This window comes from Aureimonas sp. Leaf454 (assembly GCF_001424685.1).
Taxonomy (GTDB): domain Bacteria; phylum Pseudomonadota; class Alphaproteobacteria; order Rhizobiales; family Rhizobiaceae; genus Plantimonas.
In genome coordinates this window covers 1-26,454 of sequence record NZ_LMQT01000005.1, presented here as the reverse complement: position 1 = coordinate 26,454, position 26,454 = coordinate 1, and the positions used below count along the sequence as shown (strand labels likewise).

At 69.8% G+C, this 26,454-nt stretch carries 26 protein-coding genes and 1 pseudogene; 16 read left to right on the top strand and 11 right to left on the bottom strand.

The features are described 5' to 3' along the window. Positions 1 to 167 precede the first annotated feature (167 nt). On the top strand, positions 168 to 674 hold the full coding sequence (locus ASG43_RS06990; RefSeq protein ID WP_056502297.1) for a GNAT family N-acetyltransferase: 507 nt from the start codon (positions 168 to 170) through the stop codon (positions 672 to 674). Positions 675 to 757: 83 nt separating this feature from the next. On the opposite strand, the gene ASG43_RS06985 is transcribed toward ASG43_RS06990, so the two are convergent. From ASG43_RS06985 to tsaD, 6 genes are all read right to left on the bottom strand, one after another. Then, a complete protein-coding gene (locus tag ASG43_RS06985) occupies positions 758 to 1,426 on the bottom strand; it encodes a methyltransferase (RefSeq protein WP_056502290.1) in 669 nt (222 codons plus the stop codon). A gap of 76 nt (positions 1,427 to 1,502) precedes the next feature. Next, entirely contained in the window at positions 1,503 to 1,766 is a 264-nt protein-coding gene (locus tag ASG43_RS06980; RefSeq protein ID WP_056502283.1) for a DUF3072 domain-containing protein, read from the bottom strand. 125 nt (positions 1,767 to 1,891) lie between these two features. Beyond that, positions 1,892 to 2,329: an EVE domain-containing protein gene (locus ASG43_RS06975; protein ID WP_056502281.1), complete on the bottom strand. Its 438-nt coding sequence runs from the start codon at positions 2,327 to 2,329 to the stop codon at positions 1,892 to 1,894. 4 nt (positions 2,330 to 2,333) lie between these two features. Then, positions 2,334 to 2,624, bottom strand: coding sequence for a YciI-like protein (locus tag ASG43_RS06970; RefSeq protein ID WP_056502278.1), 291 nt, complete (start codon positions 2,622 to 2,624; stop codon positions 2,334 to 2,336). A gap of 60 nt (positions 2,625 to 2,684) precedes the next feature. Next, on the bottom strand, positions 2,685 to 3,704 hold the full coding sequence (locus ASG43_RS06965; protein ID WP_056502275.1) for an NAD(P)H-dependent glycerol-3-phosphate dehydrogenase: 1,020 nt from the start codon (positions 3,702 to 3,704) through the stop codon (positions 2,685 to 2,687). Then, the gene (tsaD, locus tag ASG43_RS06960; RefSeq protein WP_056502418.1) at positions 3,701 to 4,816 is read right to left on the bottom strand and encodes a tRNA (adenosine(37)-N6)-threonylcarbamoyltransferase complex transferase subunit TsaD; all 1,116 of its coding nucleotides are present in this window, start codon (positions 4,814 to 4,816) and stop codon (positions 3,701 to 3,703) included. Before tsaD ends, ASG43_RS06965 begins: the two co-directional genes overlap by 4 nt. 302 nt (positions 4,817 to 5,118) lie before the next feature. Here tsaD and ASG43_RS06955 point away from each other — a divergent pair, with 302 nt between their 5' ends. The 7 genes from ASG43_RS06955 to ASG43_RS06930 all read left to right on the top strand — a co-directional run bounded on the left by ASG43_RS06955 (position 5,119) and on the right by ASG43_RS06930 (position 12,940). After that, on the top strand, positions 5,119 to 6,147 hold the full coding sequence (locus tag ASG43_RS06955) for an NADP-dependent oxidoreductase (RefSeq protein WP_056502416.1): 1,029 nt from the start codon (positions 5,119 to 5,121) through the stop codon (positions 6,145 to 6,147). Positions 6,148 to 6,301: 154 nt separating this feature from the next. After that, the gene (gene hemC, locus ASG43_RS06950) at positions 6,302 to 7,249 is read left to right on the top strand and encodes a hydroxymethylbilane synthase (RefSeq protein WP_056502413.1); all 948 of its coding nucleotides are present in this window, start codon (positions 6,302 to 6,304) and stop codon (positions 7,247 to 7,249) included. 6 nt (positions 7,250 to 7,255) lie between these two features. Then, on the top strand, positions 7,256 to 8,161 hold the full coding sequence (locus tag ASG43_RS22070; RefSeq protein ID WP_082490710.1) for a uroporphyrinogen-III synthase: 906 nt from the start codon (positions 7,256 to 7,258) through the stop codon (positions 8,159 to 8,161). Next, the gene (locus ASG43_RS22610; RefSeq protein WP_056502270.1) at positions 8,046 to 9,785 is read left to right on the top strand and encodes a hypothetical protein; all 1,740 of its coding nucleotides are present in this window, start codon (positions 8,046 to 8,048) and stop codon (positions 9,783 to 9,785) included. The genes ASG43_RS22070 and ASG43_RS22610 overlap by 116 nt, the downstream gene beginning before the upstream one ends. Before the next feature lie 10 nt (positions 9,786 to 9,795). Further along, positions 9,796 to 11,364 carry a heme biosynthesis protein HemY gene (locus ASG43_RS06940; protein WP_056502266.1) on the top strand — a complete coding sequence of 523 codons (1,569 nt, stop codon included), beginning with the start codon at positions 9,796 to 9,798 and terminating at the stop codon, positions 11,362 to 11,364. A 311-nt stretch (positions 11,365 to 11,675) separates the two neighbouring features. Then, complete coding sequence (locus tag ASG43_RS06935; RefSeq protein ID WP_056502260.1) at positions 11,676 to 12,149, top strand: TerB family tellurite resistance protein; 474 nt, start codon at positions 11,676 to 11,678, stop codon at positions 12,147 to 12,149. A gap of 38 nt (positions 12,150 to 12,187) precedes the next feature. Continuing rightward, positions 12,188 to 12,940 carry a glutamine amidotransferase gene (locus ASG43_RS06930; RefSeq protein WP_056502410.1) on the top strand — a complete coding sequence of 251 codons (753 nt, stop codon included), beginning with the start codon at positions 12,188 to 12,190 and terminating at the stop codon, positions 12,938 to 12,940. Positions 12,941 to 12,975: 35 nt separating this feature from the next. Here ASG43_RS06930 and ASG43_RS06925 read toward each other — a convergent pair whose 3' ends face one another. From ASG43_RS06925 to ASG43_RS06915, 3 genes are all read right to left on the bottom strand, one after another. Beyond that, the gene (locus ASG43_RS06925; protein WP_056502257.1) at positions 12,976 to 14,253 is read right to left on the bottom strand and encodes an MFS transporter; all 1,278 of its coding nucleotides are present in this window, start codon (positions 14,251 to 14,253) and stop codon (positions 12,976 to 12,978) included. Between the two features lie 105 nt (positions 14,254 to 14,358). Further along, complete coding sequence (locus tag ASG43_RS06920; RefSeq protein WP_056502254.1) at positions 14,359 to 15,240, bottom strand: aldose 1-epimerase family protein; 882 nt, start codon at positions 15,238 to 15,240, stop codon at positions 14,359 to 14,361. Positions 15,241 to 15,392: 152 nt separating this feature from the next. After that, positions 15,393 to 16,292, bottom strand: a complete 900-nt coding sequence (locus ASG43_RS06915) for a sugar phosphate isomerase/epimerase family protein (RefSeq protein WP_056502250.1) — start codon at positions 16,290 to 16,292, stop codon at positions 15,393 to 15,395. Positions 16,293 to 16,509: 217 nt separating this feature from the next. Here ASG43_RS06915 and ASG43_RS06910 point away from each other — a divergent pair, with 217 nt between their 5' ends. From ASG43_RS06910 to ASG43_RS06880, 7 genes are all read left to right on the top strand, one after another. Continuing rightward, positions 16,510 to 17,532 (top strand): LacI family DNA-binding transcriptional regulator, encoded by a 1,023-nt coding sequence (locus ASG43_RS06910; RefSeq protein WP_056502246.1) that lies wholly within the window; start codon positions 16,510 to 16,512, stop codon positions 17,530 to 17,532. Between the two features lie 45 nt (positions 17,533 to 17,577). Beyond that, entirely contained in the window at positions 17,578 to 18,585 is a 1,008-nt protein-coding gene (locus ASG43_RS06905) for a substrate-binding domain-containing protein (protein WP_056502243.1), read from the top strand. A 234-nt stretch (positions 18,586 to 18,819) separates the two neighbouring features. Continuing rightward, positions 18,820 to 20,313, top strand: coding sequence for a sugar ABC transporter ATP-binding protein (locus ASG43_RS06900; RefSeq protein WP_056502241.1), 1,494 nt, complete (start codon positions 18,820 to 18,822; stop codon positions 20,311 to 20,313). Beyond that, on the top strand, positions 20,306 to 21,337 hold the full coding sequence (locus tag ASG43_RS06895) for an ABC transporter permease (RefSeq protein WP_056502237.1): 1,032 nt from the start codon (positions 20,306 to 20,308) through the stop codon (positions 21,335 to 21,337). Before ASG43_RS06900 ends, ASG43_RS06895 begins: the two co-directional genes overlap by 8 nt. After that, on the top strand, positions 21,330 to 22,448 hold the full coding sequence (locus tag ASG43_RS06890) for an ABC transporter permease (RefSeq protein ID WP_082490709.1): 1,119 nt from the start codon (positions 21,330 to 21,332) through the stop codon (positions 22,446 to 22,448). Before ASG43_RS06895 ends, ASG43_RS06890 begins: the two co-directional genes overlap by 8 nt. Beyond that, complete coding sequence (locus tag ASG43_RS06885; RefSeq protein WP_056502232.1) at positions 22,445 to 23,863, top strand: FGGY family carbohydrate kinase; 1,419 nt, start codon at positions 22,445 to 22,447, stop codon at positions 23,861 to 23,863. The genes ASG43_RS06890 and ASG43_RS06885 overlap by 4 nt, the downstream gene beginning before the upstream one ends. Further along, positions 23,860 to 24,564, top strand: coding sequence for a class II aldolase/adducin family protein (locus tag ASG43_RS06880; RefSeq protein WP_056502231.1), 705 nt, complete (start codon positions 23,860 to 23,862; stop codon positions 24,562 to 24,564). The genes ASG43_RS06885 and ASG43_RS06880 overlap by 4 nt, the downstream gene beginning before the upstream one ends. A gap of 446 nt (positions 24,565 to 25,010) precedes the next feature. On the opposite strand, the pseudogene ASG43_RS23485 reads toward ASG43_RS06880, so the two are convergent. Together ASG43_RS23485 and ASG43_RS23705 are read right to left on the bottom strand one after the other, a co-directional pair. Then, a pseudogene (locus ASG43_RS23485) lies at positions 25,011 to 25,094 on the bottom strand (hypothetical protein); the annotation flags it as partial. 89 nt (positions 25,095 to 25,183) lie between these two features. After that, positions 25,184 to 25,312, bottom strand: coding sequence for a hypothetical protein (locus ASG43_RS23705; protein WP_280137198.1), 129 nt, complete (start codon positions 25,310 to 25,312; stop codon positions 25,184 to 25,186). A 433-nt stretch (positions 25,313 to 25,745) separates the two neighbouring features. Between ASG43_RS23705 and ASG43_RS06870 the strand changes: the two genes are divergently transcribed. Beyond that, the gene (locus ASG43_RS06870; RefSeq protein ID WP_056502230.1) at positions 25,746 to 26,372 is read left to right on the top strand and encodes a hypothetical protein; all 627 of its coding nucleotides are present in this window, start codon (positions 25,746 to 25,748) and stop codon (positions 26,370 to 26,372) included. Positions 26,373 to 26,454: the final 82 nt, after the last annotated feature.

The window sequence follows — 26,454 nt, the reverse complement described above, 5'->3', positions numbered from 1 at the left end:
TAACCGGTGACAAATATCCGGTGACAAGGACGACGGGCGTTCACTCCCGCGTTGACCCCGATCGCCGGTTCGATTCATTTCGACCCTGTTTCCCGAGGGGTTCCGTCCCGTGCCGAAAAATACTTTTCGGCAAGGGATCGTTCGCCCGAGATCATGGTTAACGACGGATGAAGACGAGCCTTGCCGAAATCCGCTTCGCGGAGCCAGACGACGATGCCGCGCTGTCGGCCGTGCATGAGGCATCGTGGCGCGGCGCCTATACCGGCATCATCCCGCACAAGTCTCTGGGGGCGATGATCGCACGGCGACATGCGGGATGGTGGCGACGGGCGATCGATCGCCAGGCCGCCGTCCTCGTGCTCGAATTCAACGGCGAAATCGCGGGCTACGCGACCCTCGGGCGCAATCGCACCCAGGCGCTCGACGTCGACGGCGAGATCTACGAACTCTATCTGAGGCCGGAATATCAGGGTGTCGGTTTCGGTCGTCGCCTGTTCCGGGCGGCCCGGGCCCTTCTGACCGATCGTGGTCTGGGGGGCGTCGTCGTCTGGGCTCTGGCCGACAACGAGACGGCCATGGGCTTCTACGGCACCCTGGGCGGCGCCGACATCGCGGAGGGCGCCGAGACCTTCGAAGGGCGCAGTCTGCGCAAGGTCGCCTTCGTCTGGCACTGACGTCTCGAACCACCTCGAAATAGGCGCGGCGCTGCTGCGACTTCGGCCACCCAGCCTGACGACGCCGCGATCCGCCGGGGGCGTCATCCGGGTTCGGTCCGCCATTGCCAGACCGCCGAACGCTTGACCTCGGCATCCTCCAAGGCGCGCGTCACCGGGACGTCGTAGGTCGCCAGATGCGTCAGGCGCTCTCGGGGCAGGTAGGCTCGCCCGGGATCGCCGACCAGGATCGTCAGTCCCCCGCCGGCCAGCGCGTCGAACCAGGGGATGAGGGACGCCGCCATCTCGCGGTCGAAGAAGACGTCTCCCGCCAGCAGAAGATCGGTTTCGACGGGCGATCCGATACGGTTCTTTCCGGAGGACTCCACGATGACGCCGTTCAGGTCTGCGTTGATCGCCGTCGCCTCGCCTGCGAAGGGATCGATGTCCCAGCCTTCGGCGCATGTCGCGCCCGCCTTCAGCGCCGCGATCGCGACGAGGCCGGAACCCGACGCGAAATCCACGACACGACGACCCGCCACCCGCTCCGGATGATCGAGGACGTAGCGCGCGAGCGCCTGCCCGCCCGCCCAGGCGAACGCCCAGAAGGGCGGGGCAAGGCCGATCGCCTGCAGTTCCTCCTCGGTGCGATGCCAGAGGTCGTGGGCTTCGTCGGCCAGATGGAGGCGGAGTTCGGGAACGTGCGGGGGAGCCGCGATCGCGGTGTTGGCGAGGATGAAGGCGCGGGCGCGGCGCGGCGACAGCAACGTCATCGAACGGGTACCGACGGCCCCGAGAGCCGGCGCGGGTCGCGCCGGCTGTCGGCAATCCAGGCGATGCGGCCGTTCGTCAGGCCGACTTCAGGCGCTTGCTCTGGCCCTGCAGGGCGTCGATCTGCTTGGAAGCCTCGGCCTTGTTGAGCTTGGGATCGAACTCGGTGCCGGTCTCCTCGCAGAGCGTCTGGAGATAGGAGGCCTGGGCTCCCGTCATCGGCTCGTCGCCCGTGGTCCACGTGTCCGGATCCTTCTCCGCATTCGACGGCGCGTCGACCTTCGGGTTCTCGCTCAGCTCGGCGGAATGGGCGTCGTCGGCCTTGGCGGTGGTCTTGGTCATGGAGACATCCTCGGAACAGATCAGATGTTCCTAGAATGTTCATGCAGGCGACGCGTTCCCCGCCTGCGGCATCGCGTCGTTCGGTCCTGGCGTCAGCCGGCGACGATCCGTGGGGGAGAGAGCCTTCAGGAGAGGGCGTCGTCGGGATCGAGACCACCCATTTCGCAGATGGTGCGGAACTCGGCCTCCCGCACGGGCTGGACGGACAGACGCGAATTGGTGGCCAGCACCATGTCGGAGAGACGCGGATCCCCCTTGATCACATCGAGCGGAACGGGCCGGGCCAGGGGCATGACCGCGCGCAGGTCGACGCAGTCCCAGATGCCGGGCTTCTCCGCGGTGTCGTCGGGATGGGCGGGGCTCGCCACCTCCACGATGCCGACGACGGCCTTGCCCTCGTTGGAATGGTAGAAGAAGCCTCGCTCGCCCGGCTCCATCGCGCGCATGAAGTTGCGGGCCTGATAGTTGCGCACGCCCGTCCAGGCCGTGCCGTCCCGTCCGGCTTCGACCTGCTGATCCCAGGACCAGGTGACGGGTTCGGACTTGAAGAGCCAGAAGGCCACGGGTTCAGGGCGCTTCGGGATTGTTGATCGTCCAGCGCCAGGCCCGCACTTCGGTCGCCTCGAAGAGACCGGCCTTGGCATAGGGGTCCTCGGCGGCGATAGCGCGGGCGGCGTCCGCGCTATCGGCCTCGACGACGAGCATGGAGCCGCAGGGATTCTGCGAGCCGTCGAGGAAGGGTCCGGCGAATTTCAGCGTGGCGCCGAGGCCCGTCAGAAAGGCGACGTGCTCGGGGCGAGTGGACATGCGAAGGTCGAGGCCGCCGGCCTTGTCGTCGCAGAGAATGGCGAAGAGCATCGGTTTGCGCCTTTCGTGGCAGGGGATCGGGCGTGGGGTTAGCCGCGCGAGGCCCGCGTTTCAACCGAAATCGGCGTCGTCGGCCTCGCGCTTCAAAGGCCGCGCCAGAAGCGAGCGCACCGCGTCGTCGACGCCGATCCGGCCGGCGAGAATGGCGGCCACGGCCTGGATGATCGGCGCGTCGATCGAGCGTTCCTCGGCGAGCCGGGCCGCGATGCCGGCGGAATGGACGCCCTCGGCCAGCTTCAGGCCCGCGAGGTCGTCGCCCCGCCCGAGCGCGACGCCATAGGCGAAGTTGCGCGATTGCGCTCCCGAGCAGGTCAGGACGAGGTCGCCGAGGCCGGACAGGCCCATCAGCGTTTCGGGCCGGGCGCCCAGCGCCCCGCCGAGACGGCGCAGCTCCACGAAGCCGCGCGTGACGATCGCCGCGCTCGCCGAAGCGCCGAGCCCGCGCCCCGCGACGCAGCCGGCGGCGAGCGCGAGGACGTTCTTCAGAGCGCCCCCCGCCTCGACGCCCACCATGTCGGTGGAGGCATAGGGGCGGAAGGTCTCGGTCGAGAGGCGGCGTGCGATGGCGTCGGCCTCCGCCTCGCTCATCGCCGCAAGGGTGACCGCGGTGGGAAGGCCGCGCGCGACGTCCTCGGCAAAGCTCGGGCCGGACAGGACGGCGAGCCGGGCGCCGGGCATCCTATCGGCGACGACGCCCGTCGCGAAGCGCCCCGTGCCGCGCTCGATGCCCTTGGCGCAGAGCACGACCGGCGCTTCGGCCGGACAATGGGCGGCGAGCTCCGGGCCGATTCCCGCCAGGCTCTGGGCGGGAACGACGAGGAGCACCAGCGTCGCGCCGTCGAGCGCCTCGCGGAGCTGCGTCGTGGCGCGAAGGCTCGGGGCGAGCGGCACGCCGGGGAGATACCGCGGATTGCCCGCGCCCCGCCGGATCGCCTCGACCGTGCCGGCATCGCGGGCGTAGAGGCAGGTCTTGCGCCCGGCATGCGCCTCCAGGCTCGCGAGCGCCGTGCCCCAGGCGCCGCCGCCGATGACGGCGATGCGCTCGGATGTTCCAACGGGTGACGCGCTCATGCCTTGGCCCCACGGCGGCCGAAGCCGACCAGCGGCTCGGCCCGCTCGTCGAGCGGCCAGCGCGGGCGGACGGGGGCGCTGAGCGCGTCGAGACGCCCGGCTTCGAGCCGCTCCAGGCCGGCATGGGCGATCATCGCGGCATTGTCCGTGCAGAGCTTGAGGGGCGGCGCGACGAGGCGCGTGCCGGCCTTGGCGCAGGCGGTTTCCAGCTCGGCGCGGATCGAGCGGTTGGCGGCGACGCCGCCCGCGACCGCGAGGACGGGATCGACGAGATCGGGAAACTCCGACCGGAAGCGGCGGAGCGCGCGTGTCACGCGATCGGCGAGCGATTGGGCGGCGGCGGCCTGGAAGCTCGCGCAGAGATCGTCGAGATCGCCCTCCGACAGCGGCGCCGCGGCCTCCGCCGCGAGGCGGACGGCGGTCTTCAGGCCCGAGAAGGAGAAGTCGAGGCGCGTCTCGCCCCTCATCGGGCGCGGCAGGGCGAAGCGCCCGGGATCGCCGCTTTCGGCCCGTCGCTCGACGACGGGGCCGCCGGGCTGGCCGAGGCCGAGCAGCTTGGCGGTCTTGTCGAAGGCTTCGCCCAGCGCGTCGTCGATCGTCGTGCCCCAGCGCTCGTAGGCGCCGAGGCCGCGCACGAGGAGGATCTGCGTGTGCCCGCCGGACACGAGGAGCATGAGATAGGGATAGGCCACGGCATCGGTCAGACGCGGCGTCAGCGCATGACCCTCCAGATGGTTGACGGCGATGAAGGGCAGGTCGCAGGCGGCCGCGATCGCCTTGCCGGTCATGGCGCCGACGATGAGCCCGCCGACGAGGCCGGGACCGACCGTCGCCGCGACGCCGCTCAGAGCGTGGAAACCGATTCCGGCATCGGCGAGCGCGGCGCCGACGATGCCGTCCAGCGCCTCGACATGGGCGCGCGCGGCGATCTCCGGCACGACGCCGCCGAAGGCCGCGTGTTCCTCGACCTGGCTGAGGACGACGTTGGAGAGGATGACCGGCGCGCCGTCTGCCCCGCGCCCGACGACGCTCGCCGCGGTTTCGTCGCAGCTCGTCTCGATGCCGAGCACGAGCGAGGCGGCACGGATCGAGGGGAAGGGGGAGGAAGACATGGAGGAGGGTTCCGCTCGCCGCAATGTGGTCTTCAGATAGCGGTGCAGGCGGGCGGGCGCCACCCGGGTTCCGCTCGGAAGGGAACGCTGCGCCATCGCCTCCGCTTCGCCCTCGCGCAAGGCTCCCCCGCGCCGCGGGGGGTACCCGGCGCAGGCCGGCGGCCTAGCTTTCGCCCATCGACGCCGGTCCCATGCGGCCGGCCGCCCGCTCCGCCGTCGCGGGGCCCAGCCTCACGCGCTCGCCCTTCCCGCAGGCGGCTCCGACCGGCCGACAGGACGACGGCGAGCGAAAAGGAGACCTCATGTCCACCGAGACCACCCGCATCCACCTGGCGTCCCGGCCCGAAGGGGCACCGACGCCCGACAACTTCCGCACCGAGACCGCCCCGGTTCCCGAACCCGGCGACGGCGAGGTGCTGCTGAAGATCCTCTATCTCTCGCTCGACCCTTACATGCGCGGCCGCATGAGCGCGGCCAAATCCTATGCCGCGCCGCTCGAGGTCGGCGACGTCATGGAGGGCGGCACGGTGGCGCGCGTGGAACGATCGCGCCATCCGGACTTCGCCGAAGGCGAAATCGTCCTGTCCCATTCCGGCTGGCAGACCCATGCGCTGTCGGACGGACGTGGCCTTCGCAAGCTCGACCCGGCGCTCGCGCCGGTCTCCACCGCGCTCGGCGTTCTCGGCATGCCCGGCTTCACCGCCTATGCCGGGCTCCTCTCGATCGGCCGGCCGAAGGCGGGCGAGACGGTGGTCGTGGCCGCGGCGAGCGGCGCGGTCGGGTCCGTCGTCGGGCAGATCGCGAAGATCAAGGGCGCGCGCGCCGTCGGCATCGCGGGCGGGCCCGAAAAATGCGCCTTCGTGCGCGACGAGCTCGGCTTCGACGCGGTCGTCGACCATCGCGCGCCGGACTTCGGGCAAGCCCTCGCCAAAGCCTGCCCGGACGGGATCGACGTCTATTTCGAAAATGTCGGCGGCGCCGTGTGGGAGGCGGTCTTCCCGCTTCTCAACACCCATGCGCGCGTGCCCGTCTGCGGCCTGATCGCGCAGTACAACGCGCGTCCCGGCGCGGCAACCGGTCCGGACCGGCTGCCCGGTCTGATGCGGGAGGTGCTCAGCCGGAGCCTGACCCTTCGCGGCTTCATCCAGACCGAATTCGCCGACCAGCGCCCGGCCTTCCTGGCGGAGGCCGCCGGCTGGATCGCGGAGGGACACCTCAAATATCGCGAGGACATCGTGGACGGGCTGGACCGGGCGCCCGACGCCTTCATCGGTCTTCTCGAAGGCAGGAACTTCGGCAAGCTCGTCGTGCGCGTCGCGAACGAGACCTGAAGGCCCCGCGCGGGGGGGCGGGCGGACACCGCCGCGTCCCCCGCGTGGCTGGACGCCCGGACGGGTGCGCGAGGGCCGGGCGGCAACCCCGATCTTTCGCGCGAAGGCCATCGGGGTGCTTGACCTTCGGCGCGAAGCGGCTGATCTGCGGATCATGACCGTTTCGAACGTTTCCAAACGACCCATCCGCATCGGAACGCGCGGCAGCGCGCTGGCGCTGGCGCAGGCGAGCGAGGTGCGCGCCCGCCTGATGGCGGCCCACGACCTCGACGAGGACGCCTTCGAGATCGCGGTGATGTCGACCTCCGGAGACCGGATCCTCGACCGGCCGCTGTCCGAGGTCGGCGGCAAGGGCCTCTTCACCAAGGAGATCGAGGAGGCGCTCCACGAGTGCCGGATCGATCTCGCCGTGCACTCCTCCAAGGACATGGCGAGCGCGCTGCCCGAAGGCCTGCACCTCTCGGCCTTTCTCGAGCGCGAGGACGTGCGGGACGCCTTCATCGGCCGCACGGCCTCGACCATCGCCGAGCTGCCCGAGGGCGCGGTCGTCGGCTCGGCCTCGCTGCGCCGGCAGGCTCTCCTCCAGCGCCTGCGGCCGGACCTTCGGCTGGTGATCCTGCGCGGCAACGTGCAGACGCGGCTGGCCAAGCTCGCGAACGGCGACGTCGACGCGACTCTGCTGGCGCTCGCCGGTCTGAAACGCCTCGGGCTCGAGGATCGGGCAACCGAAATTCTCGACGAGACGGCGTTTCCCCCCGCGCCCGGACAGGGCGCGATCTGCATCGAGACGCGCGTCGGCGATGCCGAGACCGAGGCTCTGGTCGCGGCGATCGATCACGCCCCGACCCATCGCGCGCTTCTGGCCGAACGCGCCTTCCTCGCGGAACTCGACGGATCCTGCCGAACACCGATCGCGGCCCATGCGACGATCACGGGCGAGCGGGTGCAGCTTTCCGGCATGATCCTGTCGCCGGACGGGGCGCATGCGCATTCCGGCCGGCGGGAGGGCTTGGCGGCGGACGGCGAGGCGCTCGGCCGGGCACTCGCCCGCAGCCTTCTCGAAGAGGCGGGTCCCGCCTTCTTCGAGGGCTGGGCGCGCTAGAGCGAGATGGCGCGCGTCGTCGTCCTGCGGCAGATGCCGGAAGCCGAGGAGACGGCGGCCGAGATTCGCGCGCGCGGCCACGATGCCGTTCTCCTGCCGCTCGCTCGCACCGTGCCGCTCGACGCTCCGCCGCCCTTTCACGATGTCGGCGGCTTCGTGGTGACGAGCCTCCAGGCCGTCCGCGCGCTCGCCGCGGCCTTTCCCGGCGATCCGCGACCGGTCCTCGCCGTCGGCGCGCGCACGGCGGAGGCGCTGACCGCCGCCGGATTTGGCGCCGTGGAGGCGGGGCCGGGAACGGCGGAGGGACTGGTGGCGCGGGCCGAAGTTCTGGCGCGGGAGAGCGGCCGGCCGCTCCTCTACGCGGCGGGCCGCGTGCGCACGCCCGATTTCGAGGCGGGGGCGGGCGCGGCGGGCGTGGCTCTCCTCGTCTGGGAGGTCTACGACGTCGAGCCGCTCGATCCCGGCCCGGCCGGACTCGCGGCGGCCTTTCCCAACCGGGAATCCCCGGACGTTCTGGTTCTCTCGGTCGGACAGGCGGAGGGTTTTGCGCAGCTCTGGCGGCGGATCGCGGCAGAGGGACGGTCGGTGCCGCGGCTTCTTTGTCTGTCGGAGCGGATTTTGCGGGCTCTTCCCGTTGATCTCCGGCCTTTCGCCTGCATTTCACCACAGCCGAAGCTTTCATCGCTTTTCGATCGCTTTCTTCCACTTACATGGGATGGTGGGATCGCCGGTGACGACCGGATGTCCCACGATGGCCGCGAGCAGCGGTCGCGTCAGGAAACGGAGCCAAGACACCATGAGCCAACCTCCGCGACGTTCGCGTCCGAAGCGGCCGGGCCAGACGATCGACCTGAAGCCGGAGCGCTCCGGCACGGTCGGCTATGCCGGCCCGGTCTCGCCCGAGACGGGTGATCCGGCCGCCGCGACCGGACCGGAGGACCGGCTCGCCGAAACGGCGACGACGGTCTCCCCGGACGGCGCTCCGCTCGGTGCGGCGGCTTCGCTGTCCGCGACGCCGGAGACCGTGGACGGACCTTCGGTCCCGGCCGAGGCGTCAACGGGCGGGGTCTTGTCGGGAGAGACCGGGCCGGCCGGCGCGATTGCGGGCGACACGACGCTGCGCGACTTCGCCGAGGACGAGGGTCTCGTCGATCCAAGCCGGCGCGAGCGCGCGGCCGAGGAGTTCGACGACGAAGCCATTCTCAGCGCTGCCGGTCCCGACCAGGCGGCCCGCGACGCGGCGGCGGCGGCCAAGCCGAGCTACGACTATCATGCCGCCAGTGCGCTGACGCAGCCCGAGCCTCGTGGCGGCGGCTTTGGAACCGCGTTGGGCGCGGGCCTTCTCGGCGCGCTCCTCGCGCTCGGCGGTGCCGGCGCGCTGCAATATGCCGGCGTTCTCCCCTCGTTCGGTCGTCAGGACCCGGCGGAGCTGACCCAGCAATTCGCATCGATCGGCGACGTGCAGCAGGTGACGGCAGACTTCGCCACGCTCCGGGGCGACGTCGAGCAGCTGAAATCGGCACAGGCCGCGGGCGGCGCAGGCGCGGGCGCGACGACCGCCGATCTCAACGCGGTCGCCGATCGCGTGACCGCGATCGAGCAGCGCGCGGCGCAGGCGCCGACCGGGCCTGCCGGCGTCGATCCCGCCGCGCTCGACGGCGTGCGCGGTACGGCCGAGGAGGCCAAGCGCATCGCCGAAGAGTCGCAGCGGATCGCCGCGGACGGCAAGACGGCCGCCGACGACGCCAAGCGCGCAGCCGGCGAGGCGACGGGCGCCGTCGACGCGATCCGCCGCACCGTCGACGGCGCGGTGTCGACCGCCAACAACGCCCAGGCGACGGCGGCCAACGCCGTGCAGGCCGCCGAGACGGCGCAGCAGACGGCGACCACCGCCCAGGCCGCGGCGACGGCCGCGCAGCAGGCCGCTTCGGGGGCGCAGTCCACCGGCGGAGCCGCCAATGCCGCCGTGGCCGCGCTCGAGCCGCGCATCGGTGCGATGGAAGCGTCGAGCCGGCAGGCTGCGGTCTCGATCGCGGCGGCGAGCCTCAAATCGGCGATCGACGAGGGCAGCCCCTTCATGGGCCAGCTCGAACGCTTCGCCAAGGTGGCCGGCCCGTCGTCCTCGGCGGTGGAGACGCTGCGGCAATTCGCGGCCTCGGGCGTGCCGTCCAAGGCCTCGCTCGCGGCGGATTGGCCGGAGGCGGAAAGCGCCATCGATGCCGCGCTTCGGCCCGCTCCGGCGCAGGGCGATGTCGGCGGGCAGGTGTTGAGCGGGCTCAGCGCCCTCGTCACCGTGCGCCCGTCCGCGTCCGCGGCGGCCACGGCGGACGGTTCGGACGCGGCGGTGTCGCGCCTGTCGGCCGCCATCGCGGAGGGCGATCTCAAGGCCTTCCTCGACGAATGGAACCAGCTTCCCGAGGCGGCGAAGACCGCGAGCGCCGATTTCCAGGCGCGCGTGAAGGCGCGGGCGGAGGCCGAGGCAGTGATCGGGCAGACGCTCGACGAGGCGGTCCAGGCCGTCGGAACGACGGGTTGAGGATCGGTCCATGCTGAAAATTCTGGCCTTCTTCCTCGTCGTCCTCGCCTTCGCGCTCGGGTTCTCCTGGCTCGCCGATCATCCCGGCACGGTCCAGATGAGCTTCCTCGGCAACGAGGTGGGCACGAGCTTCATGGTCTTCGTGATCCTGCAGATCGCCCTCGTCGCCGCGGCGATCCTCGTCTTCTGGCTGGTGCGCGGGCTTTTCAAGACGCCCGGCCGGCTCAGCGGCTTCTTCAGCGCACGCCGACGGGACAAGGGCTATCAGGCGCTCTCGACCGGCATTCTCGCGGCCGGCGCGGGCGATGCGGTCCTGGCGCGCCGCATGACCAAGAAGTCCGACAAGCTGCTCGGCTCGCGCCGCGAGCCGCTCGTGCGCTTCCTCGACGCGCAGACCGCGATGATCGAAGGCGATCACGGCCGTGCCCGCTCGGTCTTCGAATCCATGGAGCGCGATCCCCAGACGCGCCTTCTCGCCCTGCGCGGCCTCTATCTCGAAGCCGAGCGCCTCGGCGACGACACCGCGGCCCGCGCCTATGCCGAGCAGGCCGCGCGCATCGCGCCGCACGTTCCCTGGGCCGGCGGCGCGGTGCTCGAGGCCAAGGCCATGGCCGGCGACTATCGCGGGGCCCTCGACATCCTGGAGGCGCAGCGCAGCAACCGCCTCATCGATGCGACGGAATCCAAGCGCCTGCGCGCCGTCCTCCTCACCGCCCATGCCATCGACATCGCCGAACGCGATCCGGAGGGCGCGCGGACCGCGGCGCTGGAGGCGCACAAGCTGGCGCCGGACCTGACGCCGGCGGCCACGGCCGCCTCTCGCGCCCTGTTCCGGCTGGGCGACCTGAAGCGCGGCTCGAAGGTCTTGGAAGCCGCCTGGACGACGGAGCCCCATCCCGACGTCGCGACGGCGTATATCCATGCACGGCCGGGCGATTCCGTCGCCGACCGTCTGAAGCGGGCCCGCCGCCTGCAGGAGCTTCGCCCGACCCATGTGGAATCGCACATCGCGCTCGCCCATGCCGCACTCGACGCCAAGGACACGGCGCTGGCGCGGGCCGAGGTCGAAGCGGCGCTGAAGGCCGAGCCGCGCGAGGGGCTCTATCTCCTGATGGCCGACATCGAGGAGGCCGAGGGCGGTTCGGAGGGACGCGTGCGCGAATGGCTCGGCCGCGCGATCCGGGCGCCGCGCGATCCAGCCTGGACGGCCGACGGCACCGTGGCCGAAGACTGGTCGCCGATCTCGCCCGTCACGGGCCGGCTCGACGCCTTCCGCTGGAAGGTGCCGACCCAGCGGCTCGGGGGTCCCGCCGGGGGTCCGGCGATCGAGGCCGATCCGTCGGTCGCCCATGCCGGGTCGCTCGGCATCGAACCGGCGCCGGTCGACCGGACCGGCCTTGGCCCCGTGCACACACCCGGCCCTGTGCCCGGCCCCGGCTCTGGCGGCGGCGTGCTTTCGTCCTCCACGCCCATCCGGACGGAGGGGTCGGCCGAGCCGGTGCCGAACGGAACCGTCAACGGATCGTCGGGCGCGTCTTCGCCGGGCACCCGGACGGACGGGGGTCTGCGTCTGTTCTGAACGTCCGCTCGCCCGGGCGAGACGCTCAGTAAGGCTTCCCTGTGATGCGGAGACCACGGCTGCGGTGCGGATCATCCGCCCGCGGCCGTTTTCGCGACATCAAGGGTGGTGCGGCGCCGAAATGCACTGCACCATGGAACAGGCATCGACACAGCCGGAGCGACCGATCGTCGAGGAACAACGGCGATCGACGCCCCGGGGGCGATCGGCCGCGATCGGCCGCAATCGGTCCCGGTCGATCAACCACAACTCGGCGGTGCCGGGGACTTCAAAGGCAAGACCCTCGGTCGAGCCGCAGGCAGGGCAAGGCGATGTTCGAAGGCTTCAAGGATTTCCTGCGGTCGATCGGCGTGGAGGATGCGTTCGGCGCGACGGCTCCGGCCACCGCGGACGATCCGCGGGTGGCGGCGGCCGCGCTTCTCTTCCATGTCGGGGAGGCCGACGGTGCGATCACGGCGGCCGAGCTCGACCGGCTGAAGACCGCGCTCGCCGAGGAGTTCGGGCTCGGCGATGCGGAGGCCGAACGGATCGCGGCGGCCGGCCGGGATGCCGATCACGAGGCGGTCGATCTCTACCGCTTCACCTCCGTCCTGAAGAGCCGCCTCGACGAAGCCGCCCGCATCCGCTTCGTCGAGATCCTCTGGGACGTCACCTATGCCGACGGCACGGTGCACGAACTGGAGGACAACACGATCTGGCGCGTCGCCGATCTCCTCGGCGTCTCCACCCGCGACCGCATGCTCGGCAAGCATCAGGCGGCGCGCCGGAGCGAGCGGGCGCAATGAGCCTCTCGCGCGCCATCGGTCCCGCCGCCGCCGCGCCGATGCCCGCGGACGCGCCCCGGCCAGCCCGCTACACGCTGGCCGGCACCGACGACAGCCGGCCGATGCTGATCGTGCTTCATCAGGAGACCTCGACGCCCGGCCGCGTCGGGCAGTTGCTCCACGCCCATGGCATCCGTCTCGACATCCGCCGGCCGGTGATCGGCGATGCGCTGCCGGAGACGATGGAGAACCATCGCGGCGCGGTGATGTTCGGCGGTCCGCCGAGCGTCAACGACGACGACGCCTATCTCGCGCGGGAGATCGACTGGATCCAGGTGCCGCTCGCCGAGCGCGCGCCGCTGCTCGGGATCTGCCTCGGCGCCCAGATGATGGTGAAGCAGCTCGGCGGGCGCGTCGGTCCGCACCCGGACGGACTGGTCGAGGTCGGCTATTACCCGCTGGCCGCCACGGAAGCGGGACGCTCGCTCGTGCCGGACTGGCCGGCGATGATCTATCAATGGCATCGCGAGGGCTTCGACCTCCCCGCCGGGGCGGAGCGTCTCGCAACCGGCGACCGGTTTCCGAACCAGGCCTTCCGCTACGGCGAGAGCGCCTACGGAATCCAGTTCCATGCGGAGCTGACGCTGGCCATGGTGCATCGCTGGACGACGCGCGGTCACGAGCGGTTGAGCCTTCCCGGCGCGCAGATGCGGCGCGAGCATTTCGACGGACGCGCCGTCTACGACGCGCCTGTGCGTCATTGGCTCGACCTCTTCCTGGCGCGGATCTTCGGCCGTCCCGCCGCGGACTGACGCGGCGGCCGCACGGCTCGGCCGCCGCGTGCGCTTTAAGACTTGGGCTGGGCGTCTTGGTGGTCGAGCGTTCGGATGCGGCGCAGCTCGGGGAAGAGCAGCGACCAGATTCCGGCGACCGCGACCGTCGCCGCGCCGCCGAGCGCCACGGCCGGAACCGCGCCGATCCAGAAGGCGACGACGCCGGCCCGGAACTCGCCGAGCTCGTTCGACGCGCCGACGAAGACCATGTTCACCGCGTTGACCCGGCCGCGCACCGCATCGGGCGTCCAGAGCTGCATCAAAGTCTCGCGCACGTAGACGCTGATCATGTCGGACGCGCCCATCAGCGCCAGCGCGACGATCGAGAGCCAGGGCATGGTGGACAGGCCGAAGACGACGGTGAAGGCGCCGAAGAGCGCGACGAAGGCGAACATGACGAGGCCGGCATGGTCGCGCACGGGATGGGCGGCGAGATAGACCACCATGGCGATGGCGCCGATGCCCGGCGCGGCGCGCAGGAGACCGAGGCCCCAGGGGCCGACCTCCAGCACGTCGCGCGCATAGACCGGCAGCAGCGCCACCGCTCCGCCGAGGAGAACGGCGAAGAGGTCGAGCGAGATCGCGCCGAGCACGACCTTTTCCGACCAGATGAAGCGGAAGCCGGACAGGATGGTCTCGAGGCTGGCGGGCTGGCTGGAACTGCGCTGCGCCGGCGCGGCCAGCGAGAAGATGAGGATCGCGCCGGCTGCAAAGAGCACCAGAGCGACGCTGTAGGCGAAATCGGGGTTCAGCCCGTAGAGGAGGCCGCCGACGACGGGACCGACGATCGAGGCGATCTGCCACGACGAGGAATTCCAGGCGATGGCCTGCGGCAGTTCCTCGCGCGACACGAGGTTGACCACCAGCGAGGCGCTGGCCGGCCCGAAGAAGGCCCGCGCGACGCCGAAACCGACGAGAACCACGAAGACGGGCGTCGCCGAGGTCAGCCCGCCGATCGTCAGCCAGAGGAGCGCGGCGGCGCCCGCAGCCTCCGCGAGAATGGAAAAGCCCATGATCCGGCGGCGGGAATAGCGGTCGGCTGCGGTGCCTGTGGCGAGGAAGAGAAGGAGCGAGGGCAGGAACTGGCAAAGGCCCACGAGGCCGAGATCGAGCGGATCGCGCGTCAGGTCGTAGATCTGCCAGCCGACGGAGACTGAGACGATCTGGACGGCGAAGGAGGCGAAGAACCGGGACAGCCAGTAGCGCAGGAACTGGCCGTTGGAGAAGACCGCGAAACGGCCCGGCGCGGCCGCGTCCGTGGACGGGCCCTTCGACTGATCGGCTGATGTCACGGGGAAGACTTTCGATGGGCGATCCGGCTGGATTTAGCAAGGTAACCTGCCAAATCCAGCTGCCGGCGGAAGAAAGCGTGCGGCTCCGACGGACGGGGCTCGGCGCTATCGCGCCGTCACGCGCCAGACGAAGTCCCGGCTCTCGCCGGGGTCGAGATGAAGGATGCCGGGCTTGTCCGAGAAGTCGCCGTCCCATCCGACGGGGCTTGCCATCGAATACCAGGGCTCGATGCAGAGGAAGGGCGCGCCGCCCGGCTTCGACCAGATGCCGAGATCCTTGTAGCCTTCCCAGGCGACGTCGAGCGCCCGCAGGGTCTCGCCGCCGGGGCCTTTCGCGACATAGCGCAAGGCGCGGCTGGCGACGCCGGGCATCACGAGCGCGTCGCGGGCGAAGAGCGCCTCCGACAGCGGCAGGACGCGGCCCTCCAACGGGAGTGGCTTGCCGGGACCCAGCAGCCCGCCGACGACGGACAAGGCCTCGCCGGTCTCCTGCGAGCCGAATTCGAGGACGTGGTCGTCCTTGGCCACGCCGTCGACCAGCGGCCAGCGGAAGCCGGGATGGGCGCCGATGCCGCAGGGAAGCGTCGCGGCGCCGGGATTGGCGATGCGCGCGGTCACCGACAGCGTCGATCCCGCGACCTCGTAGATCATGTCGAGCGTGAAGGCGAAGGGGAAGACGGCGCGGCTCGCCTCGGTGTCGCCGAGCCGGAGCACGGCGCGGGACGGGCCGGCCTCGATCACCGCGAAGACCGCGTCGCGCGCGAAGCCGTGCTGCGTCATGCGGTGGGTCTTGCCCTCGTGGCGCAGCGTGTCCTCGGCGAGGCGTCCGACCACGGGGAAGAGCACCGGCGCCTGACGGGGCCATTCGGAGCCGCCCTGCCAGAGGAGCTCGATGCCGGCGGCATCCTGGAGGCCGACGAGCTCGGCACCCGCCGTCGTCACCACCGCCGAGAGTTCCGACGTTCCGATCTCGATCCGCTCGCCCATGACCGCTCCTTTCGATTGCGCGCCCTTTCCCTAAGCCATTGCGCCACCCTGCGACAGGGGCGAGGACAGCGCCGGCAGGCGGTCGGAGGAAACCGCCGCCTGCCGAACGCCCCGGGGGAAGCGGACGGCAGGCGGCTCGGGGAGCGTCTGGATCAACCGGGGAGGCGGCTGCGCTCCCGGGCCTGGCGCTCGGCTTCCTGTGCGGCCTTCAGCTGGGCCTTGGTGTACATGAGGGCGTGGCTGGCGAGATCGTGGCCGTCGTCCCAGAGATTGCGCCAGATGCCGAGAATGCCTTCGAGCGGCTGGCCGACGACGCGCGAGGAGAAGCTCTCGAAGGTGATCGGCCCCTGATAGTTCGCGCGCACCAGTGCCCGGAACACGGAGGCGAGGTCGATCGATCCCGATCCCATGTAGCCGCGATGGGAATCGCCGGTGTGGAAATAGCCGATGTGCTCGCCCGTATCGATGATCGCGGAGGCGATGTCCGATTCCTCGATGTTCATGTGATAGACGTCGAGATGCACCTTCACGTTCGGCGCGCCGACGCGCTTCATCATCTCCACGCCCTGCGCGGCCGTGTTGCAGATGTTGGTCTCGTAGCGGTTCACCACTTCGAGGACGAGCGTGATGTCGCTCCGGGCCGCGATCTCGGCGACGGTGCGCAGCGTCTCGGCGGACTGGGCGATGCCGTCCGCGGTCGGCGGCTCGTAATACTTGCCGAAGGCGGAATAGAGGATGCCGCCGATATACTGGCCGCCGCAGTCGCGGCAGACGCGGATCGCATCCTCGAGCTTGGCCTGCCCCCGCCGCCGCTTCTCCGGATCGCCCGAGGAGATGTCGCTGTCGAAGTCGAGCCCGAGCGAGAAGTTGATGCCGATGCCGGCGGCTTCGAGCTGGCGCCGCGTGAAGTCGGGATCGATCAGGCTCGGATCGAGGGCCGGCGCCTCGATGAAATCATAGCCGACCTCGGCCGTTTTCGCGATCGCACGCGCGCATTCCTCGTGACTCCAGCCGGCTTCCCAGACCAGCGCATGCACTCCGAGCTTGTTCATTCCTGCTTCTCCCATCTTTTTCTTCGCATTTGCGAGACATGCTGCATTGCATCGAAAAATCCACAGCACATCCGGTTCCGTTGCATGATTGACAAAGTCAGTCTCGCTGTCTAGCGTCCAATAAAACGTTTCACCAAAAAACGTGAAGCGCCGACGACTTGGGGTGACGATCCGGCGCGGACGTCGTTGCGATGGTTGCGAGAGAGGAGGGCAGACGTTGTCGAAGCCGCAGACGCCCTCGATCCGTATGGTGGCCGAACGGGCCGGCGTGTCCGTGGCGACCGTCTCGAACGTTTTGAACGGCAAGGCGAGCGTGTCGCCGGACTTCGCCGAGCGCGTCCTGAAGGCGGTCCGCGAGCTCGGTTACGTCGTCGACATCGCGGCCTCGCGGCTGCGGTCGGGCAAGGCCGCGCTCGTCGGCGTCGTCGTTCCCGACCTCACCAATCCGATGTTCGCGAGCTTCGTCTCGACGCTCGAACATGCCGCGCGCCTCGACGGCTACGATCTCGTCGTGGTGTCGGCGCGCAACGATCCGGCGGAGGAGGCGGACCGGCTCTCCAACCTGCGCTCCTGGCGGCCGGCGGGCCTCATCGTGATCCCTTGCGACGGCGCCTTCGCCGCGCGCCTGCCGGCCGGCCAGTCCGTGCCGATCGTCGTCGCCGACCGCATCCCCGATGCGGCGGGGTTCGATCTCGTCGCCGTCGACAACGGGCCGGCCTCGGCCGCGATCGGCCGGCATCTCGGGATCGTGGGTTGCCGGACCTGCCTCGTCGTCGGCTCGAGCCTTGCCATCAGCAACGTGCGGGAGCGCTGGGAGGGTGTCTCATCGGCGTCGGGATCGATCGCCTTCGAGATGCTGGAGGTCGGCTTCGAGCCGGAAGCCGCCACCGCCGTCCTGGCGCAGCACCTGGGAGGCGCGGCACGGCCGGACGCGCTCTTCGCGCTCGATCACATGACCTCGCTCGCGCTCTACCGCCTCGTCGGCTCGCTCGGCCTGCGCATCCCCGACGACATCGCCTATGCGAGCTTCGACGAGATGGAGTGGATGCGGCTCGTGTCGCCGGCCCTGACGGCGGTGCGCCAGCCGGTCGAGGCCATGGCGGACGAGGCCTGGGCGCTCCTGTCCCGGCGCATGTCCGGCGGGGGAGGCGAAGCGGTGACGCAGCGCCTGGCCTGCGCCGTCGAGTTCCGCGGCTCCACGTCGCGGGAGGGTCCCGCGCGGAGGAGCGCGGCGGCCTGATCTTCGAAGACGCAACGACAACAACACGGGTCTCGGGAGGACAGCATGAACATCACCAGACGCACCGCGCTGACGGCGCTCGGCGGCACGATCGTCGCCGCCTCGCTCGGCGGAACGCTCGGCATGGCCGCCGCGGCGGAGCCGCAGGTCGGCATCGTCGTCAAGATCGGCGGCATTCCGTGGTTCAACGCCATGGAGGAGGGCATCAAGGCGGGCGCCGAGACGAACAAGGTCGATGCCTGGATGGTCGGTCCGACGCAGGCCGACGCCGCCCAGCAGGTGCGCGCGATCGAGGATCTCATCGCGCGCAAGGTCGCCGTGATCGGGATCGTGCCGAACGATTCCGCCGCGCTCGAGCCCGTGCTCGGCCGCGCCCGCGCCGCCGGCATCAAGGTCATCGCGCACGAGGGCCCGGACCAGAAGGAGATGGACTGGGACTTCGAGCTGACGACGACGGAGGCCTACGGGCAGGCCCACATGGATCTTCTGGCCAAGGAGATGGGCGAGGAGGGCGAGTACATCGTCTATGTCGGCACCTTGACCGTGCCCCTGCACAATGCCTGGGCCGATGCCGCCATCGCCTACCAGAAGGAAAAGTATCCGAAGATGACGATGCTCGGCGACCGGTTCGGCGTCGCCGAAAGCCTCGACGAGTCGATCAAGACGACGCAGGACCAGCTCCGCGCCAACCCGAACCTCAAGGGCATCCTCACCTTCGGCAGCCAGGGGCCGATCGGCGCCGCGCGCGTTCTCGACGATCGCGGCAAGGCCAAGACGATCGCTCTCGTCGGCGGCTTCTCGCCGGGCCAGGGTCAGCGCTACGTCAAGTCCGGCGTCATCCGCGGCGGCTACATCTGGAATCCGATGACGGCCGGCGTCGTCTTCACGCAGCTGGCCGCCCTTCTCGCGGCCGGCAAGGAGCCGACGGACAACATGGAGCTGGAGGGCGTCGGCCCGGTGCGGGTCTATCCCGACAAGAAGCTGATCCAGGCGCAGAAGCTGGAATCGCTCGACAAGGAGAATGTCGGGCGGCTGGCCGAGATGGGTCTGTAGGCACGCGACGAACGGGGCGGCGTCGGGAGACTTTCCGGTGAAGCACCGGGACAGGGTCTCGCTTCTTCTGCCTGCCGGCACCTCTCCTTCGAGGGGGAGGGGTCCGGCAGGACGGAGGGGGTGCGCTTGGCGAACGCCATCCCCTGCCTTCTCCCGTTGTCCCGCCCTTGACCCCGACGGTCCGCTCTGCCGGCGCGCCGTCCCTTCGACATCCCCATCACCGGAGCCGAAACCATGGCGAACGGCGTGCCGTTCCTGCGCCTGACGGGCCTGTCGAAACAGTTCGGCGGGGTGAAGGCGCTCGATGACATCGACTGGGAGGTCATGCCGGGCGAGGTCCATTGCCTCGTCGGCGAGAACGGCTGCGGGAAGTCGACGCTGATCAAGACCGTGGCGGGCGTCCATCCGCCGAGCTCCGGCACGATCGAGATCGACGGAGAGCCGGTGCTGCCGCTCGATCCCGTGAAGGCCAAGGCCCTGGGGATCCAGGTGATCTTCCAGGACCTGTCGCTCTTTCCCAACCTGTCGGTCGCCGAGAACATCGCGATCGAGAGCCATCTCGACCACGCGCTCGCCCCCGTCCGCAAGGGCCGGATGCGCGAGACGGCGAAGGCGGTGCTCGCCCGGCTCGACCTGTCGCTCGACCTCGACGCCACCGTCTCGGACCTTTCCGTCGCCGAGCGCCAGATCGTCGCGATCGCGCGCGGGCTCGCGGGAGAAGCGCGCCTCATCTTCATGGACGAGCCGACCGCCTCCCTGACGCGGGCCGAGGTCGACCGGCTCCTCGCGATCGTCGCGCGGCTGAAAGCCGACGGGATCGCCGTCGTCTTCGTGTCGCACCGGCTGGACGAGGTGGTGGAGATCGCCGAGCGCGTCACGGTGATCCGCGACGGGCGAAAGGTCGGCACCTATCCCGTGGCCGAGGTCGACCAGCGCCGGATCGCCCATCTCATGACCGGGCTCGAGATCGAGCAGCCCGTGGTGGCGCGCGACATGAGCGCGGCCGAGCCGCTGCTGGTCGTGGAGGGCCTGTCGCGCGACGGCGAATTCGCCGACATCTCCTTCACCCTCCGCCGCGGCGAGGTGCTCGGGATCGTCGGCCTCCTCGGCTCGGGCCGCACGGAACTCGCGCTGACGCTGTTCGGCATGAACCGCTCGGAGGGCGGCACGATCCGTCTCGACGGCCGCGCGCTGAACCTTCGCTCCAACCGCGACGCGGTGGAGGCCGGCATCGCCTATGTCTCGGAGGATCGGCTGTCGCTCGGCGTGATCCTGCCGCAGTCGATCGAGGACAATATCGTGCTCGCCATGATGAAGGGGATGGCCGGCCGCTTCGGCCTGATCCCGAGGCGGCGCCGGCGCGCGCTCGGCGCGGACTGGGTGGAGCGGCTGGCGATCAAGGTGCCCGGCCTCGACCGGCCCGTCGGCACGCTGTCGGGCGGCAACCAGCAGCGCGTGGTGCTGGCCAAATGGCTGGCGACCGCCCCGAGCGTCCTCATCCTGGATTCGCCGACGGTCGGCGTCGACATCAAGAACAAGAAGGGGATCTACGAGGTCGTCGCCGATCTCAGCCGGCGCGGCGTCGGCGTGATCCTCATCTCCGACGAGGTCCTGGAGATCTTCGCCACCTGCGACCGAGTCCTCCACATGCGCGAGGGGCGGATCGTCGGGGAGGCCGTGCCCGGCCGCCTGTCCGAACACGAGATGGAGGAGCGGATCTATGCGTGACGGCCGAACGAAGCCGAGCGCCCTCCTGTCGCGCCTCAAGCGACGGCCGGAGGCTTGGCTCCTCCTCGTCATCCTCCTCGTCGGCGCGATCTTCGGCGCGGCCGCTCCGGGCTTCCTGACGCTGCCGAACATCGTCGATCTCCTCGAGACCTATTCGGTGCAGGCGATCATGGCGATGGGGCTCTTCGTGGTGCTGGTGTCGGGCGGCATCGACATCTCGTTCGCGGCGACCGCCTCCGTCGCGCAGTATGCGGCGGCCCTGCTGGCCTCGCAGGCGGGGCTGCCCGCGCCGCTCGTGATCGCGGCGGGGCTCCTCGTCGGTACGGCGCTCGGCTGCGTCAACGCCGCGCTGATCCACCATGTCCGCATCACCTCGATCATCGCGACCATCGCCATGATGAGCGTCAGCTTCTCGACGCTCATGTATCTGTCCGGCGGGCGATCGATCTACGACCTGCCGGACTGGTGGATCGAGCGCGTGACGTTCTACGAGCACGAGACGGCGTCGGGCGATCTCGTGCGGCTGACGCTGCCGATCGTCGCGATGCTGGCGGCGACGCTCTTCACCTATCTGATGATGACGCGATCCTCGATCGGCCGGCAGCTCTACGCCATGGGCGGCAATCCCGAAGCCGCGCGGCGCATCGGCATGAAGATCGGCCGGCTCCACTTCGTCGCCTACGGCTATCTCGGCTTCCTCGCGGCGGTCGGGGGCCTCGTCCAGGCGCACCGCGTCGGCGAGAGCGTGCCGAACGCGATGGTCAACACCGAACTCGCCGTCCTGTCGGCGGCCGTGCTCGGCGGAGCCAGCCTCACGGGCGGCATCGGCACCGTGCCGGGCGTGCTCCTCGGCATCGTGCTCCTCGCCATCCTGCAGAACGGGCTGAACCTTCTCGGCGTCTCCTCCTATTTCTTCCAGATCGTGATCGGCCTCACGATCCTCGTCTCCACCGCCGTGACCGTCATCTCCTCGCGGCGCGGACGCCGTCACCGCATTCTCGGGGAGGCGTCCGTCCATGCCTGATCGCTCCAGCTCGCCCGCCGCGCCGCCGCGCGCCGCCGCGCCGCCGCGCATCGAGGACCGCGACGGCCTGTCGGGCCTCCTGGCGCGGCTGCGGCCCGGCCTGCCCGGCGGGCATGGCGGCCTCCTCGCCCTCCTGGCGGCGCTGCTTCTCCTCTTCTCGCTTTTCGTTCCGGGCTTTGCGAGCCTTGGAACGCTCCAGTCCTTCGCCTACCAGCTGCCGCTGCTCGGGCTCCTGTCGCTCGCCATGCTGGTGCCGCTGATCACCGGCGGGCTCAACCTCGCGATCATCGCGACCACCAACCAGGCGGCGCTCCTGATGGTCTTCGTCATGCAGACCGCGATGCCGGGGGATGCCGGACCGGCGACCGTCGCCGCCGTCATCGCCCTGGCGATGCTGTCGGGGCTCGCGCTCTGCCTCGTCATCGGACTCGCGACCGGCGCGCTCGTCGCCTATACCGGCGTCCATCCGATCCTCGTCACGCTCGGCACGAAGTCGCTGATCGACGGAATCTCGATCTACCTCACGCGCGGCATGGCCCTGTCCGGCGTGCCCGAAGCCTTCAGCCGCGTCGGCAACGCGACGCTTCTCGGCATCCCCGCCGTGTTCTTCGTGCTCGTCGTCGCCGCGATGGTCGTCGGCATCGTCCTGAAGCGCACGGCCTTCGGTATTTCCTGCGCGATGATCGGCTCCAACATCGAGGCGACGCGCTATTCCGCCGTCGACGTGAAGCGCGTCCTCGTCGGCGTCTACGCGCTGTCCAGCCTCACCTGCTTCGTCGCAGCGCTCGTGATGATCGTCACCTTCAACTCGGCGAGCGCGGACTATGCGCAGTCCTACCTCCTCGTCACGATCCTGGCGGCGGTGCTGGGCGGCGTGGATCCGTTCGGCGGGTTCGGCACGGTCGGAGGGCTGATGCTGGCGCTTGCCATTCTCCAGGTCATCTCGTCGGGCTTCAACCAGTTCGGCCTGTCGAACTACCTCACCGTGGCGATCTGGGGCGCGACGCTGATCCTCGTTGTGATGGCGCAGACGATGCGGCCGCACCTGTCCGGTCTGCGCGCGAGCCTCTTCAAGCGTCGTGCCGGCCGCGCGCGGGGAGAGCGGACGTGAGCGCGCCGGACAGGAGCGCGCCGGATGGGCGCGCGGTCGCGGTCCTCGACATCGGGAAGACCAATGTGAAGCTCTTCGCGGCGAGCCCCGACGGCCTCGCTTTGGAGCATGTCTCGGCTCCGAACCGCACCATCGCGGGGCCGCCCTACCGGCATCACGACCTCGCCGGGCTGGAGGACTGGCTGCTCGAGGGACTTCGCGATCTCGGCCGGCGACACGACATCGCCGCGATCGTTTCCGCCGCCCATGGATCGGGCGGCGTCCTCGTCGGCGAGACCGGTCCGGCGCTGCCGATGGTCGACTACGAGCAGGACGTGCCGTCCGAGGTTCAGGCGGACTATGTCCGGGCCGTCGGTTCCTATCGCGAGCGCGGCAGCGCCGTCATGCTGGGGGCGGCGCATCTGGCGCGCCAGATGCTCTGGATGGAACGGCACCGGCCGGACGACTTCGCCAAGGCGAAGGCCTTCCTCGCGACGCCGCAATACTGGGCCTTCCGCCTGTCCGGGGTCGCGGCCGGGGAGGTGACGAGCCTCGCGGCGCAGTCGCATCTCTGGTCGCCGGCCGACGCACGCCCGACGCGCCTCGTGGCTTCGCGCGGCTGGGAGCGGCTGATGCCGCCGATGCGGCGCGCCTACGAGACGCTCGGGCGCCTCAAGCCCGACCTCGCCGCCCGCACCGGATTGTCGCGGGAAACCCGCATCCTCTGCGGCATCCACGATTCCTCGGCGAACTTCTACCGGTATCAGGCGGCGGGCCTGTCCGATCTCACCGTCGTGTCCACCGGCACCTGGATCGTCTCCCTGACCGACCGGACGGGAATCGACTTCGACGTCGAGCGACCCGGCCGCTCCTGCAATGCCGACGTGTTCGGACGGCCGATGCCGGGCATGCTGACCATGGGCGGACGCGAATTCCAGGCGGTCGCGGCGGGAGAGGCCGGTCCCGCCGATCCCGCCATGCTGCACCGGATCGTGTCGGGCGGAACCTTCGCGATTCCCTCGTTCGGCTCCGACGACGGGCTGTTTCCCGGCACCGCCCGCACGGGACGCATCGCGGGACCGCTCGGCGACGAGCCCGGCGCCCGCTTCACGCTGGCCGTCCTCTACACCGCGCTGCTCGCGGCCGAGTGCCTGGAAGACCTGCCGCCGGCGCGGACGATCGTCCTCGACGGTGGCTTCGTGCAGGACCCGATGTTCGGGCGCATTCTCGCCGCCCTTCTTCCCGGCTCGCGCGTTCTCGTCAACCACGATCCGTTCGGAACCGCGACGGGGGCCGCTCTCCTCGCCGGCCACGAGATGCGGACCCGCCCCGCCCCGCTCGACGCCGAGAGGCCCGACGTCGCGGGACTTCCCGATCTCTCATCCTACCGGTCGCGCTGGCGCGACCTCACGCGACAGAAGGAGTCTGCAAGATGATCGCCTATGACGACCTGGCCACCCGCCGCGAGATGGTCGCGACCTGCCGCCGCATGAACGAGAGCGGCATCAACCAGGGCACCGCCGGCAATCTGTCGATCCGCAATCCCGCCGGCTTCCTGATCACGCCGACCTCGCTGCCCTACGACCAGATGCAGCCGGAAGACCTCGTGCAGATGTCCTTCGACGGCACCTACGAGGGGGCGCGCCGGCCCTCCTCGGAATGGCGCTTCCATCGCGACATCCTCGAGTCCCGGCGCGACGTCGACGTCATCCTCCATTGCCACTCGCTCTATGCGACGACGCTCGCGGTCCACCACAAGGAGATCCCGAGCTTCCACTACATGACGGCGGTCGCGGGCGGCACGACGATCCGCTGCGCGCGCTATGCGACCTTCGGCACGCAAGGCCTGTCGGACGCCGCCATCGAGGCGCTGAAGGACCGGCTCGCCTGTCTCCTCGGCCAGCACGGGCAGATCTCGCTCGGCCGGACGCTTTCCGGCGCGCTCGGCCTCGCGATCGAGGTGGAGACGCTGTCGCGCATGTATGTCCAGGCGCTGACGCTCGGCGAGCCGCCGATCCTGCCCGAGGACGAGATGCAACGCGTCATCCAGCAGATGAAGAACATGAGCTACGGACAGGCGCCCGATCTCGACGGCGTCAACGACGTCGCGAGGCCGAAGATCGCCGCCGCGTCCTGACCGTGTCCGGCGGGGGTGCCCGCGCGATGGTGAGACGCTCAGCGTCTTGATGGCGCCGGCCGAGGAACGGCCGGTCGCCTACCGTGATTGGAAGGAGGATAGGACAGAGAGGCTTCGGCAAGGTCCGAGACTCTTCCTCCGCCGAGCACGGGAGCCAGCGACATGACGACCTCATCCAAGACCGAAGCCGCCGACCGGCACCATGGCGGACCCGGCAGCAGCCACCAGCGCCCCGACCGTCCCGATCCGACGGATGGCCGCGGTCCGAAGCCCGGCGAGCCGACCAACGGCCCCGATGCCACGGTCTCCGGCGGCGGCGGCGAACAGGACCGCAGGCACAGCCACGATCCAGTGGAGAAGTCGGGCCGCCGGAGAAATTCGCCGATCCGATCCGCGTTGCCCGGCTGCTTGAGGCGGGGTGCATCGACCACGAAGCCCTTCGTCGCGAACCGGACCAGCACGCCGGTCGCCCAGCGCCGGAACACGGTCGCCTGCGCGGAGGAGACGCGGTGGCCGACCGAGATCACCATATCGAGGCTGTAGAGGGTTACAGGCTTTGTCGAACCTGCAATTTGCACTTTTTGCAAATTGCTTTCTTCCGACAACTCGCCTTCCTCGATCACGTTGGCGATTCACCCTCGTAGCGGATGTCGAGCCTGAGGCCCTTGTCGGTGCCGTAGACGAGGAAGCGGTCGCCGGTCGTCTCGTCCTCGACCAGGCGAACCGGTTCGATTTCGTCGCCGCTCATGCCGTGCATCCCTTTCATGGCTTGGCCGCCGGCCTTCCATGGCCTCACCGCCGGCCGATCGATATCAGACGGGTCGTCCGCGTGAGCCTTCAGCCCGGCGCGGGACGCCGGAGGCAGCCCTCGATGCCGCCGCCGCCATCGCGTCGGTCTCACCGCACAGGATGAGCCTGGGAACCTGTTTTGTCTGCTGGCGTCGTCGGGATTTCGGTCGCGGGCGCGCGTACGAGCCGCCATCGGGGGGCAGCCGGCCTGAAGTCGTTCGACGCCAAGCGCCGTTCAAAATCCGTGATGGAGCCAGTGAAAATCAGGTGGTGGAGCTGAGCGGGAACTCCGCTACGGGCCTCTGGACCCCCTGCGCCACAAGAGAACCTAGACCGGGCAGGGCTTTGCGGGTACTCGTGCCGGGTACGCAATCGGGTACGCAAGGTCCCTCATGGCACGCTCAACCTCCACCGACACCCGTTATCTGGAGAAGAAGGACGGCAAGTATCGCGTGGTCGTATCGGTGCCCCGTGGCCTCCATGCGGAGTTCAGCACGAAGCTCAAGCACCCGCTCCACACGGACAGCCTTGCGGTCGCTAATCAGCTTAAGTGGCAGGTAGTGGCAGAGTTGAAGGCGAGGCTTTCGGGCGCCCTAAAGCGCGGCGGTCGTGATCCTCTGGCCCGTGAAGCCCTCAACATCGCCGCCCTTCGATCCCGCGCTCAAACTCACGAGGACCGGGCTAACATCAAGGACGGCATCTCGGTGAGGCTCGATCAAATCCTCGGCTCTCCAGTCTCCGTTGAGCACCTCCCCAGTGGCGTGGAGGAGGCGGTCCATGATCCCGAACGGGTGCGTCAGGCAAAGGCTTATGCGGACTTGGCGTACGGCAAAGCGATCCCGCTTGCACATCATCATCCTGAGTACCTGAAGGGGCTTACAGTCAAACCTCGCACCCGGGCTGACGACGAGCGGGCGCTGCGCTACCTCGAAGACTGGTGCTCTCAGAACCGCGTGCCCCCCACACTCCACGCGATCAACCGTAAGGTTGCGATGCTGTTGATTTCCACTGAGAGCTGACCCAGGCAGCTTCGGTTTTTCCATCGAGAATTGACCCATGTTTGAACTCGTCTCCACGCCATCGGTGCGGGGACATCGGAGT